16 protein-coding genes and 1 pseudogene are annotated in these 19,185 nt (G+C 67.2%); 5 read left to right on the top strand and 12 right to left on the bottom strand.

Annotation, left to right across the window (positions count from 1 at the left end):
* Positions 1-21 precede the first annotated feature (21 nt).
* Together ACWGDB_RS06545 and ACWGDB_RS06550 are read right to left on the bottom strand one after the other, a co-directional pair.
* Positions 22-780 (bottom strand): GntR family transcriptional regulator, encoded by a 759-nt coding sequence (locus tag ACWGDB_RS06545; protein ID WP_453821380.1) that lies wholly within the window; start codon positions 778-780, stop codon positions 22-24.
* 314 nt (positions 781-1,094) lie between these two features.
* Complete coding sequence (locus tag ACWGDB_RS06550; RefSeq protein ID WP_453821381.1) at positions 1,095-1,439, bottom strand: DUF6191 domain-containing protein; 345 nt, start codon at positions 1,437-1,439, stop codon at positions 1,095-1,097.
* Positions 1,440-1,554: 115 nt separating this feature from the next.
* Here ACWGDB_RS06550 and ACWGDB_RS06555 point away from each other — a divergent pair, with 115 nt between their 5' ends.
* Positions 1,555-1,677: a hypothetical protein gene (locus ACWGDB_RS06555; protein ID WP_453821382.1), complete on the top strand. Its 123-nt coding sequence runs from the start codon at positions 1,555-1,557 to the stop codon at positions 1,675-1,677.
* 95 nt (positions 1,678-1,772) lie between these two features.
* On the opposite strand, the gene ACWGDB_RS06560 is transcribed toward ACWGDB_RS06555, so the two are convergent.
* Positions 1,773-2,111, bottom strand: a complete 339-nt coding sequence (locus ACWGDB_RS06560; RefSeq protein ID WP_453821383.1) for a thioredoxin family protein — start codon at positions 2,109-2,111, stop codon at positions 1,773-1,775.
* Positions 2,112-2,665: 554 nt separating this feature from the next.
* Positions 2,666-3,805, bottom strand: coding sequence for a PucR family transcriptional regulator (locus ACWGDB_RS06565; RefSeq protein ID WP_453821384.1), 1,140 nt, complete (start codon positions 3,803-3,805; stop codon positions 2,666-2,668).
* Positions 3,806-3,891: 86 nt separating this feature from the next.
* Here ACWGDB_RS06565 and ACWGDB_RS06570 point away from each other — a divergent pair, with 86 nt between their 5' ends.
* Both ACWGDB_RS06570 and ACWGDB_RS06575 read left to right on the top strand, forming a co-directional pair.
* A complete protein-coding gene (locus tag ACWGDB_RS06570) occupies positions 3,892-4,947 on the top strand; it encodes a ferredoxin reductase (protein ID WP_453821385.1) in 1,056 nt (351 codons plus the stop codon).
* A gap of 7 nt (positions 4,948-4,954) precedes the next feature.
* On the top strand, positions 4,955-6,073 hold the full coding sequence (locus ACWGDB_RS06575) for a fatty acid desaturase family protein (protein WP_453821386.1): 1,119 nt from the start codon (positions 4,955-4,957) through the stop codon (positions 6,071-6,073).
* Positions 6,074-6,980: 907 nt separating this feature from the next.
* On the opposite strand, the gene ACWGDB_RS06580 is transcribed toward ACWGDB_RS06575, so the two are convergent.
* Both ACWGDB_RS06580 and ACWGDB_RS06585 read right to left on the bottom strand, forming a co-directional pair.
* Positions 6,981-7,814, bottom strand: coding sequence for a PIG-L family deacetylase (locus tag ACWGDB_RS06580; RefSeq protein ID WP_453821387.1), 834 nt, complete (start codon positions 7,812-7,814; stop codon positions 6,981-6,983).
* A 593-nt stretch (positions 7,815-8,407) separates the two neighbouring features.
* Positions 8,408-8,665: pseudogene (locus ACWGDB_RS06585) on the bottom strand (DIP1984 family protein); the annotation flags it as partial.
* Between the two features lie 1,356 nt (positions 8,666-10,021).
* Between ACWGDB_RS06585 and ACWGDB_RS06590 the strand changes: the two are divergent.
* Positions 10,022-10,420: a hypothetical protein gene (locus ACWGDB_RS06590; protein ID WP_453821388.1), complete on the top strand. Its 399-nt coding sequence runs from the start codon at positions 10,022-10,024 to the stop codon at positions 10,418-10,420.
* Between the two features lie 649 nt (positions 10,421-11,069).
* Here the strand turns inward: ACWGDB_RS06590 and ACWGDB_RS06595 are convergent.
* The 5 genes from ACWGDB_RS06595 to ACWGDB_RS06615 all read right to left on the bottom strand — a co-directional run bounded on the left by ACWGDB_RS06595 (position 11,070) and on the right by ACWGDB_RS06615 (position 16,816).
* Positions 11,070-12,077 (bottom strand): HEAT repeat domain-containing protein, encoded by a 1,008-nt coding sequence (locus ACWGDB_RS06595; RefSeq protein WP_453821389.1) that lies wholly within the window; start codon positions 12,075-12,077, stop codon positions 11,070-11,072.
* Positions 12,078-12,087: 10 nt separating this feature from the next.
* The gene (locus ACWGDB_RS06600; protein WP_453821390.1) at positions 12,088-12,618 is read right to left on the bottom strand and encodes a hypothetical protein; all 531 of its coding nucleotides are present in this window, start codon (positions 12,616-12,618) and stop codon (positions 12,088-12,090) included.
* A gap of 639 nt (positions 12,619-13,257) precedes the next feature.
* Positions 13,258-15,606, bottom strand: coding sequence for an ABC transporter permease (locus ACWGDB_RS06605; RefSeq protein WP_453821391.1), 2,349 nt, complete (start codon positions 15,604-15,606; stop codon positions 13,258-13,260).
* Positions 15,603-16,295: an ABC transporter ATP-binding protein gene (locus ACWGDB_RS06610; protein ID WP_453821392.1), complete on the bottom strand. Its 693-nt coding sequence runs from the start codon at positions 16,293-16,295 to the stop codon at positions 15,603-15,605. The genes ACWGDB_RS06605 and ACWGDB_RS06610 overlap by 4 nt, the downstream gene beginning before the upstream one ends.
* Positions 16,292-16,816: a PadR family transcriptional regulator gene (locus ACWGDB_RS06615; protein WP_453821393.1), complete on the bottom strand. Its 525-nt coding sequence runs from the start codon at positions 16,814-16,816 to the stop codon at positions 16,292-16,294. The genes ACWGDB_RS06610 and ACWGDB_RS06615 overlap by 4 nt, the downstream gene beginning before the upstream one ends.
* A 539-nt stretch (positions 16,817-17,355) precedes the next feature.
* On the opposite strand from ACWGDB_RS06615, the gene ACWGDB_RS06620 reads away from it, so the two are divergent.
* Positions 17,356-17,979 carry a helix-turn-helix domain-containing protein gene (locus ACWGDB_RS06620; protein ID WP_453821394.1) on the top strand — a complete coding sequence of 208 codons (624 nt, stop codon included), beginning with the start codon at positions 17,356-17,358 and terminating at the stop codon, positions 17,977-17,979.
* Positions 17,980-18,205: 226 nt separating this feature from the next.
* Here ACWGDB_RS06620 and ACWGDB_RS06625 read toward each other — a convergent pair whose 3' ends face one another.
* Positions 18,206-18,811 (bottom strand): dihydrofolate reductase family protein, encoded by a 606-nt coding sequence (locus ACWGDB_RS06625; protein ID WP_453821395.1) that lies wholly within the window; start codon positions 18,809-18,811, stop codon positions 18,206-18,208.
* Between the last annotated feature and the right edge of the window lie 374 nt (positions 18,812-19,185).

Consider the following 19,185-nt stretch of genomic DNA (forward strand, 5'->3'; position numbering starts at 1 on the left):
TCTCTCTAATGGCTTCAACGACTACGGACAATCGACTCCGAACTCGTAGACCACTTCCCGGCGCATGTCCGGAATGACCATGTCGGCCGTTTCCACCGGACGTCCGTCCGTGTCGAAGATGGTCCGCTCGATCTGCAGCACGAGGTCTCCCACGCTGATCCCCAGGAGGTTCGCCTGCACCTGGGTGGCACGGGCCGGGCGCGGCACCTCGACCACAGTCGAGATGACCATGCCAATGGAACGCATGCGCTCGACCACCCCCTTACCTGCCAGGGGCCCCATCTCGGGCAGCACAATCGGCGTTCCATCCGTGATAGCCATCGGCTCCCAGGATTCGGAAAGCTGGACAGGTTGCCCGTCGGCGAGGAACTCGTAATGTGTACAGACGCAGAGGGCCCCGGGGCTGATGGCGAGCCGCTCGGCGATTGGCTCGGAGGCGGGGACGCGGACCTGGCTGTGTGAATCCCAGGCGTCGGCCCTGCCCCGCTCCCTCCTGTCCTGCCAGTGGGGAGAGCCCTCCCGGCGTTCGCGGTGCCGCGAGCGGACCAGCCGGAGGCGCTCTCGCGGTGTGCGGACGTAGGTGCCCGAGCCGGCGCGGCCTTCAAGGAGACCCTCAATGATCAAGCGGTCCATGGCCCTCTGTATGACGTTGCGTCCGACCCCGTACTCCACGGCAAGCCGTGCCCGGGACGGCAGGCGCTCCCCGATCTCCCACTCTCCGGCGAGAATCCGCGCGCGCAGCACATCGGCTACTGCGAGGTACGGCGCCTCTCGGGGCATGGATGATCCTCCGGTTGTCCTGCTCTGCGGCAGCTGGTCATTCCCAGGGGGCGTTGGCAAGTTACTGCACCAGGAAAAAGCTGCTGGAGTAGAAATACGCTCCGAGCTCATGCGCCTACGGAGGTAGTCGGCAAGCAGACCACCTCGACCTGCTGATCGGCTGTCGGCCGCCAAGGCGTGGATCCGGCGTGCTGGTGCCGGGGAAGCGGTCCGGCAGGACGACCAGCTTCTGCTGGCTCAGCGGATGCACGGGGCTGGAGGAAACCGAGAACTCCTGGCAGTCGTGCGTGGGTGGACGGTGATGTAACAAACCGTTACGGGGCGTCGTACCTGCTCGTGGCGCTCTGCACGGGGCGGATAACCGCCTTACCGGAATCGAGGTCAACAGAGCTGGGGGGTGCACCGGAGTCGGCGTCGTCCCGGAGGGCAAGTTGGCGTTCCCGCTCCTGTTGCACGTGTCGCTGTGAAGGATGGAAGAGCTCGGCCCACGCCTCAGCAGTGGATGCTCCGCCGCCGCCATGCCTGCGCCGCCGCCAGCCGACCCACGTAAAGAGGAACAACCACAGGAAGATGACGACACTGCCAGTCGCAAGGAGCAAAGGTTCTCGCCTTCCGGGCGCCGATGGTTCGTGCTGACAGTCTGCTGACCAGCGGGGCACGATCGCCAGTGCAGGCCGAGCCAATGACTTGGCGGTAAGAGAGGCAGATCAGCCGCCGGTGTCTCATGAGACACCTCGCAGTCTGGAGAAGGACGGATTCCGGGCCCTGTTCTCCATGGACGCTGGACGTCTGGTGCTGCGCTCCAGGCGCGGCACGGACATGGTGCGGGCGTTCCCGGAGATCGTGGCGGGGAGCGGGCAGCTGCCGGATGCGACGGCATTGGACGGGGTCAGGTGACGTGTGGGGGCGTCTCAGCCCCAGGGTGTCTCAGGCGGCGCAGCTCCCGCAGACGATACGTGACGGGCGTCGCGGCAACGTGCCGCAGCGGCCGCTCAGAGGTGGCCGTCCAGGAACTCCCGTACCTCGGCGATGGTCATGGGCCCCGTGCCGTGGGCCACCGCCTCTCCCTCCTTCAGCAGGACGTAGGACGGCGCTCCGGTGATCCCGTATCGCTCGGTTGCGGCCGGACAACGCGTGATGTCGACGCGGACGGCCGTGACGCGGCCCGTGTAGTCGTCGGCGATGCCACCCACGACAAGGTCCATCACTCGGCAGGGCTCGATGGCCTTGGGCCATGTCCCGGTGAAGTATGCGAGGACCGGAACTCCGCTCATCCCGACGATGAAATTGAACTCCGCGTCCTCACGGGGTCGGTGAACCCGCTTCGCCATGGAAACTCCTGACCTCACGTTCCGTCATTCCATCCCCATCATCCCCCGCATGGTGTGCCAGGCCGGCCCGGTCGGTCGTCCGGTTGACCTCTCGGAAGGGAGGCACGGGGCCGTCGCAGAACCACGGTGGTCCCCGGCGCAAGCGGCCCGGCCCCCTGGTGACCCGGCCTAGCCGCGCCCCGCCGGTCACCCAGCTGCAGCCCGCCGCGCACCCGTGGGTCAGCTCGTGCCAGGCCAGAGCCCTCCACGAAGACATAAAAGCTGTCTCCATGGATAGCTGCCCAGATCACCGACCAGATGCTCGATGAGCGCGGCGACGAGCCGGCCGGTGCATCGTCCACCGAATCCAGACGAGCCGTATCCTCCACCGCTCTTCTCAGAGGCAGCGCCCCCGACGGGCTTCCCGAAGCCTTGTCTGGTCTTCACATCAACCCCCGGTCTCAGCCGGCTAATACCGCTCTCCCCCGCGCCGCACGAGCCAGCTGATGGCACCGAGAACGAGGCACGATTCCTCGACCGCTCGCGGACGCGGTCCTGGACGGTCGAAGTACGCGTCAGCCGGCCCGAAGACCGACCGCCAGCGTCAGTTCAAGGACCCGGTGAGGCGAGGCGAGATCCGGAAACAGCTCACGCAGCTGCGACATCCGGTACCGGACTGTCTGGGGATGGACGAACAACGCCGCCGCCACCTCGTCCCGCCTGCCCTGGTGCAGCAGCCACGCCCGCAACGTCTCCTCCAGCCTCCGTGCAGTCGCGACAGGCAAGGTCCGCAACGGTGCCAGAGCCCGGGCACGCAGGTCTGCGAACGCGTCCGCGTCGGCGCTCAGCACCAGCTCGGGCAGGTGGTCCTCGGTGTCGCAAATATCAGAGGAGAGGGAGCGCGCGCGTACGGCTCGTGCGTACGAGGCGGACGCACGAGTCCATGGCCGGGCCGGGCCGACCACGGCGGTGCGGTCGGTCAGCTGCCTCAATAGATGTGATCGGTCGGCATCGGGGACGAGCAGCACACCGGTGGCGTCCGGCAGATCGTCGAGGACGAGGGTGCTCGGGTCGAGCGCGCGGTAGGCAGGCCGGGCCTGGGCGGCGGGCAACAGGACCGCGGTCAGCGAGACCGGAGGCTGCCACCCGGCCCGTTGAACAGAGGCCAGCAGCACGTCCGGGCTCGCGCCGGCGAGGAGGTCGCGGGCCAGGTGTTCCAGGTGGAGCTCGTGGGCCCTGCCCCGGGCGGCCAGTTCGTCGGCGTGGCCCGCGGCGCTCGCGGCGGAGAGCTCGTCGATGTAGGCGAAGGTCAGCTCGGCGAACTTGGCGACCTCGGCGGCGGGCAGACCTGCGGGTACGGCACCCGCCGCCAGGCATCGCCAGGCCACACGGGCGCCGACACGGTAGGCGCTGAGCAGGGCGTCCATCGAACGGCCGTCGCGCACCTCACCGCGGCCCAGCTCGTAGGCTGCGTCGCCGCCGTCGCCGCCTGCGGCGTTCCCGCTCGCGAGGTCCAGGTAGTGCCCCAGGGCGGTGCGGACGGCTCGGCGGATGGTGGCCCCCATGCGGCCCGAAAGAGCGTTGGCGTAGGAAGGGACCTCGTCGATGATCGCCTGGACGATCTCGTCGGCGGTGCTCTTCAGCGCGGCCCGAAGTACGGTGACCGTCGTCTCATCCAGGGCCAGTTCGCTGGCCCTCCGGGTTACATGGCTCACGTTTTGTTCCCTGCGAACAATTCAGCCGACCAGATTCACGTCTAAAGGACAGGACTTTACACCCTGCGGCGCATCAAGCTGAAGGCATGACGAGTACAGCCCTCCGCAGCAGGGCGTGGAAACTGCTGGAGATGGTCACGACGCCGCTGCTGCCCTCGGACTACCTCGACCTGGTCAGCCCGCTGCGTGCGGGCGCTGACCTGCGGGGGCGCATCGAGGCCGTGCACCGAGAGACGGGTGACGCCGCGACCATCGTGATCAGGCCGGGACGGGGCTGGCGCGGCCACACAGCCGGTCAGTACATGCGGATCGGGGTCGACGTCGACGGGGTGCGCCTGTGGCGTGCCTACTCCCTCACCTCGCCGACAAACCGCCAGGACGGCCGCGTCACGATCACCGTGAAGGCGATCCCTGACGGCAAGGTCAGCAACCACCTGGTCCGCAGGGCCAAGCCGGGCACGCTGATCCAGCTCGACCAGGCGACCGGTGACTTCGTGCTGCCGCAGGCCAAGCCCGCCAAGGTGCTCTACCTGACGGCCGGCAGCGGCATCACGCCCGTGATGGGCATGCTGCGCGACACCGAGTTCGACGACGTCGTCATGGTCCACTGCGCGCCACAGCCGCAAGACGTGATCTTCCGCAACGAACTGCACGACCTGGTCGCGGACAAGAAGCTGCAGCTCACCGAGGTGCACACCGATACGGACGGCATGCTCGACATCGCCCGTCTCGACGAACTCGTGCCCGACTGGGCCGAGCGCGAGACCTGGGCTTGCGGGCCCGCGGGCCTGCTCGACGCCGCCGAAGAGCACTGGACCGAGCACGGCCTACAAGAGCGCCTGCACACCGAACGCTTCCGCCCCAGCATCGTCGTCGCCGGCGACGGCGGCCAGGTCACGTTCAGCGCCACCGGCAAGACCGCCGACGCGGACGGCGCCACGCCGTTGCTGGACGTCGGCGAGGAGGCCGGCGTGCTCATGCCCTCCGGGTGCCGCATGGGCATCTGCTTCGGCTGCGTCACGCCGCTCAAGGCGGGCGCCGTCCGCGACCTGCGCACCGGCGAGATCACCGAGGCCGAGCCGGGCGTCCTCATCCAGACCTGCGTGTCCGCCGCGGCGGGCCCCTGCGACATCGAACGGTAGGAGCGCCTTGACCGCCATCGACCCCACCGCCCACCTGACCGCGGAGCAGATCGAGGAGCTCGGCCGCGAGCTGGACGCGATCCGCGACGAGGTGATCGCCGACCGCGGCGAGAAGGACGCCGCCTACATCCGCAAGGTCATTTCGGCGCAGCGCAAGCTCGAGCTGGTCAGCAGGGGTGTGCTGCTGTTCTCGTTCTTCCCGCCCGCGTGGCTGATCGGCACCGCCGGGCTGTCCGTGGCGAAGATCATGGACAACATGGAGATCGGCCACAACATCCTGCACGGCCAGTGGGACTGGATGCGAGACCCGAAGATCCACTCCACCACCTGGGACTGGGATCACGTCTCGCCGACCGACCAGTGGAAGCACTCGCACAACGAGCTGCACCACACGTACACCAACGTGATCGGCAAGGACAACGACCTCGGTTACGGCATCATGCGCGTCGACGAGGACCAGAAGTGGCACCCGTTCCACCTCGGCCAGCCGCTGTGGAACTTCATCAACGCCTGCTTCTTCGAGTACGGCATCGCAGCGTACGACCTGGAACTCGGCAAGAACCTGCACAAGCGCCGTCGCAACAACCCCGAGTTCCGCGCGCGGGCCAAGGACGTGGGCCGCAAGATCCGCAAGCAGGTCCTCAAGGACTACGTGATCCACCCGCTGCTGTCGGGCCCGTCGTTCCTCACCACGCTCGCCGCCACATTCACCGCCAACCTGGTCCGCAACCTCTGGACCCACTCGGTGATCATGTGCGGGCACTTCCCCGAGGGCGTGCAGGTCTTCGAGCGCCGATCGATCAAGGGCGAGACGCGCGGCCAGTGGTACCTGCGCCAGATGATGGGCTCGGCGAACATCAGCGGCAGCAAGGCCATGCACTTCATGACCGGCAACCTGTCGCACCAGATCGAGCACCACCTGTTCCCGGACCTGCCGAGCAACCGGTATGCCGAGGTCGCGGTGAAGGTGCGCGCGCTGTTCGAAAAGTACGAGCTGGAGTACGTCACCGGGCCGCTGCCCAAGCAGGTGTTCTCCGCGTGGCGCAAGGTCTTCCGGCTCTCGCTGCCGAACAAGAAGCCCAAGGTCAAGACACCGGACCGCGAGCAGGAGCTCGTCGCGGCCTGACTCCCGGTACTGGTTCAGATCTTTCGGCGGTACCGGCGGCACCGCCTGGTTCGGTGACATCCGTTACGGACGGTGGGCGTCCGCGACATCAGACCGTACGACACGGGATCCGGGCTGGTCGGTGTCCGGCTGCGCTGCCTGGACGTGCGCCAGGCGCTCAGCGCACGGCCTCCGGCGAGGTGTTGTAGTGCGCTGACCTGCCGTGGTCGGGCCGCTAGTCGGGTGCGTACGCGCACCCGACTGATCGTAGGCGCCACAACCGGCTCCCCGCCGTCTGCTGCTAGAAACGCTTCGATTCCGACGGGCGCCCGCAGTACACCAGCCGCAGCACCACCCTCACCCAGGCGGCCGGCGCCGCCCTCGCCGGTCTGCTCTCCCCGGCCGCCGGCGGGCGCCCCTGGACCGGCTGGACGTTCTCCGCCGTGTGGGGATCGAAGGACACCTTGAACGTCACCCTGGTACAGCACGGCTGGTCGTGGAAGTCGACGTCGCCCGGGATAGCTCCGGTCGGTGGCGCCACCCCGCACGCTGGCACCGCACCCGCCCAGACCGCTCCCCCGACGAAGTAGCCCTCTTCGACGCCTGACCAGCCCACACTCGCATGCACGGCGCCCGTCGCATTCACAAGCTGGATGTAGGGTCTCGCGGCTGGTGTCGGAGACCTCCCTCGTGACCTGCAGTTTCTTCCGCAATCTCACGGCGTGTCGGACAGCGGAGTCTCAGCTTTGTGTCATTTCCTCGGCGTTCTGTCTTGATCGGAGCAGACCGTCGGGCTTGTGACCTGAGCTGTCGCGCGCCTTCCGAGTGGTCAGTGCGGGCACGCGCCGACGCCGTCGGACAGGGCCTGCCGCGCTCGATCGCGCCGTGCGGCCGATGAGCCTTCCTGAGCTCCCTCCGGATGGGTGGATCAGCGCAGTCCGGCGAAGAGATCGTTCTCGGGTACGGCAGCGCCGGTGGCGTCCTGGACACGTACGAAGGTCTCCATCCCCATCAGCTCGCCGAACCTCTCCTTGCCCATCTTGAGGAAGACGATGTTCTCGCCCTGGCTGGCGTGCGCGGCCAGCGCGTCGAACTTCTGCCCGCTGAACGCGGTGGTGTCCACCCACGTGGTGATCTCATCGTCGGGGAGGCCGATCTCGGCCATCGCCGCGGCCTCGGCAGGATCTGGCTCCGGCATGTCCGGATGAAACTCGCGCATGATCTCCCCGAACCGCTGCATCCCCGAGCGGGGCATCGTGGTCCAGTACACCTTCGGTGTCAGAGCGGTCATCTCCAGCGCCGCCATCGTGATGCGGTGGGCCTGGATGTGATCGGGGTGACCGTAGAAGCCGTTCTCGTCGTAGGTGACAACCACATCTGGTCGGTAGTGCCGCATGAGTTCCGCGAGTCGGGCCGCGCCTTCCTCCACGGGGGTCTGCCAGAAGGATCCGGGGGCGTCGTTGCTCGGCCAGCCCATCATCCCGGAGTCGGCATAGTCCAGCATCTCCAGATCGCTGACCTTCAGGACGTCACGGCTCGCTTCGAGTTCTTGACGGCGCATCAGAGCGACGGCCGCCGGATCATGCCCGAGATCGCCCGGCTTGACGCCGCCCGGTCCGTCACCGCAACCGCCGTCGGTACATGTCACGAGAACCGTCCGTATGCCTTCCGCCGCGTACCGCGCGAGGACCCCTCCGGTTCCGGTGGCCTCGTCGTCGGGGTGGGCATGTACCGCCATGAGCGTCAAGGGTCGGTCAGTCATGAAACAGTCCTCCTGCAGAGATTCGTCTTGGTCCGCCTGCGCGGCGGGCGTACCGCTCCTGGGGCCCGGATCCTGGTGGGGCGGACGACCTTCTGGTCTCCGTGTTCCCCGCCCGTGCGGCGCCGGTCCCTCGGTCGATGCAACCGTGCCGGCCGGACCGGCTGTTCCCGGCGCGGCCGATTGGCCTTCCAGGCGTGGGTGTTTCAACGCAAACGAGGTACAGGCGCGACCTGCCTTGTCCTGTCGCACCGCGTCTGGCGTGTGGTGGGTTGCTGACCTGCGCAGTTGGCAGGTTGTTTGAGAGCGCCAGTGGCCAGCGCTCCCACACGACCTGGACCTCGTGGAAGTCTCGTTCGTGATAGATGGAGAAGCCCCGAACCCGCCCTCGCCGCCTCGGATCTGCACGTGGTGATGTGCTGTGCGATGTGCACCGTTACCTGTACGCGGTACTGAGCTGCACTGTTAATTGGGGAGTCGAACCCCCGCGTTTGCTCTTCACGCGCCAGGAGTGGGCTGGAAAACCGCCAGCCCTCGGTGTGTGCACGCCTCCGAAGCGGCTACCTGCTCCACATGATCCCAGCTTGCTGGACGACTCAGTCCAGCAAATCGACCTCCCAGTTCGTACGCTGGATCCGCACATCGACCTCACGGATCTCCCGGGCGAGGGCATCCGCCTGACCGCGCAGTTCCGCGACCGGAAGCGCGGAAAGCATCATCAGCTCGGAACGGAGTTGCCGGCCGTATCCCCGCTCGCCCTTACCCGCCGCCGCGTCCGCCGCTGCGGTGACCACAGAGTGACGCAACCGCAGGACATCCCGGAGTGCGAGAGCATCGGCGAGCGTGCCACACGGGTGTACTTTGATCCGCCACAGCCCTGACCAGCCACTGGAGTGAGCGCGGACAGCCACTCAAACGCCACGAAAGGCAATCCAACAGCACGAACGCGAACTTCTGGGAATCCGACAGTTCAGCGCGACGGGACATGCATGGCTACGGCCGGCTGAGCAGCGGGTTTGCACGTGTCTCGGCAAGTACGGTGGCCCATCAGTCTCAGGCTCGCGTCATTTCCTCTGGTTGTTCGCTGAGAGCTCGTAACACGACCTTGTTTGCACGGCGGTCTAGGCAATCCATCCGTTGGTGGGGAGTCAACGCGGAGGGCTCGGACGTCGCCCGTAGTAGGGCCTGACGGTGCCGGCAAGCTTGCGCTGGATTGACCGCAGCGTCCTGATCGTGGCTTCGTCGGTGAACCCGGTGGTCGTTGACCATTCGACGCCCGAGCCAGCAAGATCGCTGACAAAGACGATCTCTGTTGCCAGGAGAGTTCGTGCCCAGTCAACTGCCCTGAGTGGAGCACCGAGTGCAAGATTCAGCACACGGCACTGGTCGAGCAGATCTGGAGCGTCTACGAACCCCATGCCGATGGCGAGGGGATCACTGCACCGAGCTGGCCCGCCCCATTCAAGAAGGGAACGCCGAAGCAGTTCGACCTCGTAGTCGGTCAAGAGTTCGCTCGCTCGCACCATATGTTCCGGCAACAGCTCCGCCCTCCCGTCTGAGCCGAAGAATCACCACGCTACCTGTTCTTGAGGCGTCTCCAGCAGATGAGGCCGCAGGCAAGCGAGACAGGCGGACCTCGGTGCCGCCGCCCAGGTAGAGGATGGTGTCACCGTCGACCTTGGCCCAGCGGATCAGCAGTTCGCCCGATGCGTCGTAGAGGTAGCCGGAACCGCCGGACGCCCCTTCGACGGCGGCTGGTGTCGGCCCGAAGGGTTGTGCGGGCAGAGGAGGCAATTCCGTAACCGTCTGACGCACTCTTGATCACGCCACCTCCCCTGCGACCCGCCTGATCTTTGAGGCCAGACAGGATGAGTCCACCATCCACTTGCAGCCCGGGGGTGTTTCTTCCTCGGGCTCGGTACTCAGAGGATTCACCTGTGTTTGATCGCCGGACCGCGCTCCTGATTTCGGTGCTCTTGGGAGTGTTGCTCTCCGCGTGCTCCTCAAGTCAGCCCGCATCACCGAAGAGCGGCCCGCAGGCAGTGCGCGATCGGCTGGCCGCAGCCGGCGACGCCCCGTATTCGGCTGCACTCAGAGCCATCACGCAGTCGGGGCCCAGACAACTCCAGCTCATGGAGGGGCGAGTCAACCTCAACGGGCCATTCACAGGGCGCACAACAGACACAACCGAGACGTATACCGAAGACGTCGTGATCACCCGGCAGAAGGTGTACCGGCGCGCCAGCGGAACTACCGGGGTATGGCAGGAGTTTCCTGCGTCGGCAGCCAAGGGTGGTATACCCGCGGACCGGCTCCCGCAGTACGTGCGGCTCATGCTCGGTCACAGCGCCTCCGTGCGCCAGGAGAGCGAGGCCCTGCGCGTATCGGCCCGCCTCACCCCGAAGGACATCGAAAAGGTGGACAAGACCGTCGGACGCAACCTGCGCCCCGCGACAGCAATCGACGCCGAGGCATGGATCAACGACGACGGCCGAGTCGTGCGCGTACGCCAGAAGATCCACTTCGCGTCCGACCCCGACATTGAGGCGACGCTCACGCTCACCAACTTCAAGAGCGCTATGGCAGTAAACGCACCCGTTACGTCCTAAGTATCAGCCAGGCCACTAGCGGGCCCACCGGCCACGCAGCTCTTGATTGGCAGGGCAAGGCAGAGCACCTGCCTGGCAAAACGGGTTACTACGGGGCTGTGACCGCGCTTCCGTGATGGCTACGGAGCCGTACGCGGGCTCTGAACAGGGTGAAGGAGGCTCGGCCCTACACCTGACGCTTGATCGTCTTGACTCTGTTCACGTGGCCCGCAACGGTGCCGGAGCTGAAGGACCGGGTGAGACCAGCGGTGACGGCCGGGAGGTCCTGGCGGACGGAGTTGGCGAAGACACCGATGGCCTCGGGGCAGCTCAACTCAGCTTTCTCGCCCGGGGCGGGTCCGGGGGCGCCTCAGCCGACGCATGCGGTGAGGGCCCGGTAGGTCAGGGCCTCGCTCACCGCGCACAGCGACGTAGGAGGTGGCGGTTGAGTGCGGCGGCAGGTCATCCCACGCGGGTCTGTCGTGGTGGCCCGACACGGGGGCGGGCAGTGGGCAAGCCTGAGCGGCGCGGAGCTGGGCGGCGACAATCGAGCCGACGGTGGTGCGGACCGGGCTCGGCAAAAGGCGGTCGCTGATCACGTGCTGAAGCTGTTCGTGCGTCCAGTCGGCGCACAGCACGCGCCGCGTGGGCCCGGCGCATGGGCGCGGCGTCAGATGGGCAAGGCCCCCTTATAGCGGGAGTTCGGTACGTCGGGGTGGGTGGTTGCGAGCCAGCCGTGGCCGTGCGTACCGGATGCCGGCATGTGGCCGGGCTCGACCGAGAGGATGTCGGCTGCCGTCAGGGCGTAAGGAACACCTTCGGCGTACTCCTCCGCCTCGTCCTCGTCCACGTCTTCCCTGTACTCCACCTCGAAGGGCATTGGTTCTCCCCTAAACCGCGGGAGGTCGTAGCTGCCGAAGCTTCGCACCCGGTGACCATCGCGGGCGACGTACCAGTTCTCGGCGGAGTTGTAGGGGTCGATGACGTAGAAGTGAGCCTCACCGCATCGCTCGCTGAGTTTGTCGGCCAGTGTGAAGCCGTCGAGCTGATCGATGAACGAATTGCCCCACAGCATGCGCCAGTTCTGGATCGGCACTTCAGAGAGCCAGGTCTCGAACGCCGGCGTGATGAACACCCGGTAGGCGGTCCGTGCCTTTCCCTGGGAACCCTGGAACTCGAGGGAGTCAGTGGCTTGGGTGGCGGCAGCCACGCCCATGATCGTGGTGGCCGGCCGAAGATCGTGCAGGCCGAGGGCGGCTACGGCGTCGTCGACTCGCTCCGCCGGGAAGGCGAGCCAGCGACCCGCCTCCGACGGGACCCTTACCGGTAGTTCGTTCTTGAGTTTGACTCGCACGAGCCGCTCAATGGCCTTCCGGTCACCCTCGTCCAGGTACTCGGCGCCACCTAGGTCGACCAGTACCTTCAGAGCATTGCTGCGCAGACGCCCGGGACCGTGGCGCCGGATCTCCCGCAAACGTGGCGATGCCTCATCGCCCAGCCTCTTCAGGATGGACTCGGCACTCCATTTCAGCCGGGATGAACCGCCCACTCCCACATAGGGCAGCAGACTGTCGACCGCCCGCATGCCGAAGGCGACCAGACCGTCCTCCGCGGCCCGCCACACGCTCCGATCATCGTCCGCGAGGTCCCGTACAAGCGCGTCGATGGTATCCGGCATGAGGTACAGCCTAGTTGTGGTGCGTAGACAGCTGGTAAGGGCGTTGGCGGACCGTCACCCCATGCGAGTGTTCAGCTGCGACAGTCGTCACGCAGCCTGCACCACGTTCCTCGGAAGGCGCTGATGTGCTGGCCGGCCGAATTCGGCGCCGATGGCGTCCTCCTGCTGAGTCGTAGATGCCCAGCGTTTGGATACCGAACTCGTTCTTGACGGCCTTCATGAGCTTGTCTCCGGTCTTGCCCTCAAGCTTCTTGAGCGCCTTTTCGAGACCTTCCCGGGAAGAGCGGGGGCAGCAGGTGGTCGCCCGGCCAAAGGTCCAGTTCAGCGACGAGTCCGCGAGGTAAGTGTCGACCGCCGCCAGGACGACGGCACGTCCCTTCGGGCCGTAGGGGAGGGTCTGGCCGGCTGCGGTGTCGAGCGTGCCCACGTCGTTGTCCGGGCCGATGCAGACGAGTACGCGGGCGATCCCGGGCAGGCTAAGGCCGGCAGGCGTCAGAAGGACGCTCGCCAACCGGATCGCCTCCTCGTGCCAGACATCCATGCACAAGCACGTGCCGTCCTCGTGCGGATACGCCTCATCCGGACCGTTCTCCGTCTGGAACTCCTAAAAAAGCCTTCATGGGCCCTTCGGCGCGTCCTGCTCAGCCTGCCGGGATCCACTCCAGCAACAGGTATCCGCGCGGTGACGGACCATGTCGGCGAACGCCCAAGCGAGTCCGCAGGCCCGGGTGATGTCCGGGCAGGCGAGCCGGACTTGATGAAGTCGCTCGCCCTGGCTTTCGGTGAGCGTCTCCCGGAGCCGCACGATCCCCGAGGTGATCTTGCGGGGACTCGGAATGTCGACCCAGACCGGTTCGGCGGTGCCCGCGCGGAGGGCGGCGAGGTGTTCACGGATAACTTCGCGGCTGCCTCGGTAGCCGCGGGCCTGGATCTCTCCAGGAACGGGCGCCTGCCGCTGACTTGGCCCTGGCTTCGGCGAAGCGGGCCTTGAGATATGCTTTCAACAGCTCCAGGACGCCGTTGGGGCGGCACTCGCGGGCGGAGTTCACAAGTTCGTCGAGGTCGGTGTCGCGGAAGCCGCGCACAGTCGGTGGTTGTGCTGATGCGGACCGAGCTTGTCTGCACACAGGGGTGGGCTCCTCCTGGCAGGAGGAGCCCACTTCGGGGAATGTGTGAACGGTTACTCCGTGCGCAGGCCTTCCGGGCGCATCATCCGCAGCAGCGGCGGCAGGCTGAGCAGCGTGACCACGCCGACCACGGCCGCGCCCACGCCGGTCATGGTCAGGACGCTCGCCCAGTCCATGGCCACCGGGGTACGGGTCATCTTCAGCAATACCGAGCCGAGGGTGATGCCCACTGTTGTGGCCAGTGCGAGGCCGAGTCCGACGGGGAAGGCCGTCTGCCACAGTACCGACAGGCTCAGTGTGCGGCGCCGGGTGCCGAAGGCGACCAGTGCGGAGAGCAGCTTCCTGCGTTCGCGCAGCTGTTCCAGCTGGGAGACCAGGAGACTGGCGCCGATCAGTGCCAGCACGAAGAAGGAGCCGACGAACAGGCCGGTGCGGATGGAGGTGTATTTGGCGTCCTCCTGGGTGGCCGACCAGCCGTAGGTGCTTGCCAGCGGGTCGATCCGGGCGACGGCGTTGCGTATGTACTCGCGTGAGTCCGGTACCGAGGGGTCCAAGCGCAGGTAGAGCCCGTCGGAGAACAGCGCGGGCTCGGCTTTGGCGGGCAGGGCGGCAGGGGTGACCAGCAGGCTGTTGGTGTCCTGCACCGCGTCCTTGCGTGCCTCCACCACCCGCACGTTCGCCGGGACGGTCCAGGGCGCCTCGATGCCGCGTTCGGCGGAGTCGCCGTAGGAGGGGTTGATGTAGAGCTGCCGGCCGGGCTTGACCGTGGCGATTTCGGCGGCGTTGCTGGAAGAGGTGAAGTTGCTCCTGGTGCGTGTGACGAATACGTCGCCGTCCTTGCAGGAGGGAAGGGTGGCGAGTTCGCGCAGGGCGGTGCAGTTGCCCACGGTCAGGCCGTTGCTGTTCTCCGGGTCGCGGCGCGCGTCTCCGTACTCCGAAGTGGCCAGGGCCACTGCGGCCCGTACCCCTTTGGTGCCGGTGAATTCGCGTTCGATGCCGGACAGCGGTTTGCGGTTGCTGAATTCGACCTCCATCTGGACCCGGCTGGGGTCCTTGCCGGTGGCCTTGGTGTATTGGCTCTGGGTTCCTGTGAACAGCATCTGCAGGGCGATGGCTCCGGCTACGGCGACGGCGATGCCGTTGACCATGCGTGCGGCGGTTCCGCTGCTCAGCTGCAGCCGTCGTACCGCGAGCTGCCAGGAGAGCGTGCCGTTGCCGAGGCGGGCGACGGCCGCCTCCACGACCCAGGGGAGCAGCGCGGTGATGCCGATCAGCAGCAGCAGTACGCCGCCGATGACGAGGTATTGGTTGAAGTCGCCGTTCTTGCGGCCCTTGCCGATCAGCGGGTAGAGCATCGCGAGGCCGGCCAGTGGCGGTATGAGCCGCCACCACAGCCGGCGGCGGCGCTGCTTGGCCGCGCGTACGACGCCGAGTGGTTCCACTACCACGCCGCGCATGGCGAGCAGGGTGACGAGTACGGCGGCGACCGGGATCGCGAGCGCGACCAGTGCGGCGAGTGCGGGGGTGGGGTCGAGGTAGCTGGGCCAGACGCTCACGCCCAGCAGTTCGGTGGAGCCCAGTGTCTGACGGCCCAAGAGGAAGAAGGCGGTGCCCATGACCAGGCCGAGGAGGGATCCGGCGAGTGCTTCGCCTGCTGCGAGCCGCCGGGTCATGTGGCGGTCGGAGCCGACCAGGCGCAGCGCGGCCAGCCGGCGATCGCGGCGTTCGCCGCCGAAGCGGACGGCGGCAGCGATGAACACGGCGACCGGTGTCAGCAGGGCCACGAACACGACCAGGATCATGAGCAGGAGGACCGGGTCGGTTTTCTCGGGTGTCTCGTCCGGCTTGCCGTATTCGGTCAGCCGCTGCACCGGGGAGGAGTCGGTGAGTTTCAGTCCTGAGGCGCCGGCGTAGTAGGCCAGTTCGTGGGAGCCGATGAGTCCGCTCTCGCCGATCGTGCCGGTGATCTTGTAGGGCAGCCGCTCCCGCAGCAGTTCGGCGTCGTCCGAGGCGAGCAGGTCCTCCAGTGCGGGTGAGACGACCATCTCGCCTTTGCCCGGGAAGCTGTCGACCCCGGGGGGCAGCGGTGCCTGCTTGCCCTCGGGCTCGAGAAGCCGACCGCGGATGTCGTCGTCGTGCCAGGCGGTGTCGGTGGCGGCGATCAGGAAGGTGTTGTCCGCCTTCGGCGGGGTCTTCTCGGAGTAGGTGTTGTCGTAGCGGGCGTCCTCCACCTTGGTGCGGGCGGCGAACACGTTGGGCAGGGCGGTGCACAGCAGGAGCAGTGCCACGCCGAGGCCGACGCCGACGGCGGTGAGTGTCATCCGGACCCAGCCCTCGCGTCCGCCGGTGACGGCGAAGCGGGCCCCCATGGCCAGGTCTCTGGCCCACTGGCGAGGACTCATACGGCGCGCTCCATGTCGCGGGACTTGCCGTCACGGACGACGATCTCGCGGTCGGAGTAAGCGGCCACGCGTGTCTCGTGGGTGACCAGGACGACGGCGGCGTTGGTCGAGCGGGCCGCTTCGGTCAGCAGTTCCATCACGCGTTCGCCGTTGAAGGAGTCGAGCGCGCCGGTGGGTTCGTCGGCGAACAGCAGGCGCGGTCCGGTGACCAGCGCGCGGGCCACGGCAACGCGCTGGCCCTGGCCGCCGGAGACCTCGCCGGGACGCTTGGCCTTGAGGTCGTCGACCTCCAGGCGCTCCATCCAGCCGAGCGCGGTCCGCTCGGCGTCCTTACGAGAGGAACCGTTCAGCCGCAGCGGCAGGGCGACGTTCTCCACACAGGTCAGCTCGGGCACCAGCTGACCGAACTGGAACACGAACCCGAACTCGGAGCGGCGCAGCGCGCTGCGTTGGGCATCGCTCATCTTCGTCACTTCACGCCCGTTGTAGGTGATTGATCCGGAGTCGGGCGGCACGATCCCCGCGAGGCAGTGCAGCAGCGTGGACTTGCCGGACCCGGAGGGGCCCATGATCGCGACAATCTCGCCGGGGTGTATGGAGAACTCGGCACCGTCCAGCGCGTGGGTCGGGCCGTACGCCTTGCGCAGGTCGTGCGCGGTGAGCAGGGAACCGGGGGGAGAAGTCGTCATCGGGTCACAGCCTCACGGAGTTTGTCGAGTCGGGTAGCGGTCAGCTCCAGCCAGCGCAGGTCGGCTTCCAGGTGGAACAGCGCGTGGTCGCAGATCAGTTGATCGGCCAGGTCACCCTTGCGCTTGCGGTCGGTCAGGATCCGCATGCTGCGCAGATGCTCGGAGCGCTGGGTGTCGAGGATCCCGGCGGCGTCGCGCCGGGTGAGCATGGCGAGAACGACCTTGGTGTAGAGGGTCGACTGGAGGTACGGCTCCGGCTTCGCCGGGGTCGCCAGCCACCGCTGCACGTCAGTGATGCCTGCGTCGGTGATCGCGTACCGCTTACGCTCGGGACCGCCGCCCGCCTCAATACCGTCGACCTCGACGAGACCGTTCTTCAACAGCCGGGACATCGTCGAATAGACCTGGCCGTAGTGCAGCGGCCGGTCGTGACCGAACTTCTCGTCGAAGGCCCGCTTGAGGTCGTAGCCGTGGCGCGGGCCAGCCTCCAGGAGCCCCAAAAGGGTGTGACCTATGGACATGACCCGCACTCTACACGGTGTGTATACGTGACGTGTATACACCTAGTGTGTAGATCGTGCGGGGGTACGAGCACCCGACGGGTTTCCACCCGCATCCGCGCAGGCTGACGGAGGACGACTTGGTGCAGATCTGCGCAGGCACGGCTACCACCCCGGCGGCTGCGGGCCTGATGCTTCCACCCCGTGGTCGGGCCGCCCGACCACTACACCCTCAGCCGCCAACCCTGCCCACGACTGCCGGAAGACACCTCCCCCACAGCCGAAGACCCTTGGCAGATTTGATTCCACAGAATGCGGGTCTGGCATGCCCTGTGGGTGGAACGCATCGACCACAAGACTGCAGCCATCAAGCGGCGGCAGACCGAAGCAGAACGCGCCGACGCGCCCGCCCCCAGCCTCCGGACTGGATCGTCGAACCCGGCATCGGAGCCGACCGCACCCCGTCCAGGTCCACGCCGGCGACTGCCACTTGGCAGGTAAATTGACGCGCGGTCAGCCACGACGAAGCTCGCCGACTCCTTCGCCGCAGGGCTGCCCGGATGCAGCCGCTGCGCGCCCGATGTCCGGCTGCGCATGGACGACTTAGAAGGCTCAGCGCCGGCTGCCTGGCGGCGCCGACCGGGCGCGACACCGGTGGCTCGCCAGGCAGCGGGGTTCGAACCTTCGTGTCATCGGGCGGCTGTCCCGCGATCGAGGTGACTGGTGTTCGTGACCTCTTTGTCCACCCCAACACTGTCCGCTACTGTCTGCGCCACGTTGACAAGCTGACGGGTCGGCTCCTCACCGATCCGCGGGCGACTGCGGACATAGGTGCGGCGCTCCTGGCCGTTCGAAATCCCGGGGGCAGTCTGCAGAGAACGGGTCAGACGGACACTCTCCGAAGAGATTCGCAGCGCCGCGGAAAGGCCTCGGCACTGCTCGCTCTCGAACTTGGCGGCGGGCCGCTCCAGTCCGTCCGCATGCCGTTCGTCAGGCAAAACAGCACCCTGGTCACAACGAACCTTCCTCCTGCATGGGCCATCGGGCCGTACCCCGGCGGGGAGGGAGGCTCATGGGCCTGTCTCCCCCGTGAGCCGCTGCTGCCGGTGCCGCACTCCCCGCAGCAGCCGCCCCGAGGCTCATCCCCGTCGCGAGATCCTCGATGCCCTGCGCTACGTCGTTGACACCGGCTGCAAATAACGGTGTTCGGCTTCCTCACCCGCTGGTCCGAGGCCGGGGTTCAACCTCATCCGCGACCAACTGCGGCGCCGGGTCCGTACGTTCATGGGCAGGTCCCCGCACGCCGTCGCCGTGGTAATCGACTCGCAGTCCGTCAAGGCCGCCGCCACCGTCCTCCGCGCCCGCCGGCGCCGGCCTGACGGCCGACCCAGACCGGCGTACGGGGCGACGTCACGCAGGGACGCCGAGCGGCGGGTGCTCGAGCACGCGGGGCTTGTACTCGACCAGCTGGATACGGCCGTCGAAAGTGCGGTGCTCGATCATCTCGAGGGCAACGTCCGGATAGCCGTCGTAGATGCGTTCTTCGCCCGTGGCCCCGGTGATCACCGGGAACATCACGACCCGGAAGCGGTCGACGAGTCCGGCTCGTAGCAGCGACCGGCACAGGCTGAGGCTGCCGATCGTACTGAGGAGCCCCGAGCCACTCGACTTCATGGCGCGGACCGCCTCGACGGCGTCGTCACGGACGAGCGTGGAGTTGGCCCACGTCAGTGGCTCCTCGAGTGAGGAGGAGAACACCACCTTGGACGCTTGCGTGAGCTCGTCGACGGACGCCTCTTCTTCGGGCCTGAACTCGTCTTGGCCATCCGGGACCTCGCCTGCGGCGAAGCCCGACATCAGACGGTAGGTGTTCGCTCCCATCAGATAGGTGACCTCGGGCTGCTCGCCGAGCCATGCGAGGTACTCCGGGCCCTCGAGGCCCCAGAACCCGGGCCATCCCTCTCCCGACGCGTAGCCATCGAGGGAGGTGATGAAGTCGACGAGAAGCTCCGACATGGCGGTGTCCTTTCCTAGGTGTCATGAGCTTGGACCGGCCGGGAGCCACAAACTCATCGGCCGCGCCGTGGAGTAACGAGAAAACCCATGACGCTACTGCCGATCAGGTCGGCGGAGCGGCACTGCTTCGGAGGGCCCGGAGGGCCGGTTCAAAGATGGGTTCTTACGGCCCCTTCCGCGAGGCCGTCGGTTACTCCCTCAAGGGCGACCGAACTACCAGCAGTACCCCGTCTGACCGGCGGCGTCCGCCGCGCGGGCGTGCTCTGCCGATCAGGCCGTGACGAGTCCGAGCTCGGCGCAGCCCTGACGCAGTGCGTCCAGCCCGAAGGCTGCGGTGGGACCGACGACGCCTGGCGTGACGTCGGAGCCCCCAG

This window comes from Streptomyces sp. NPDC055013, assembly GCF_053608645.1.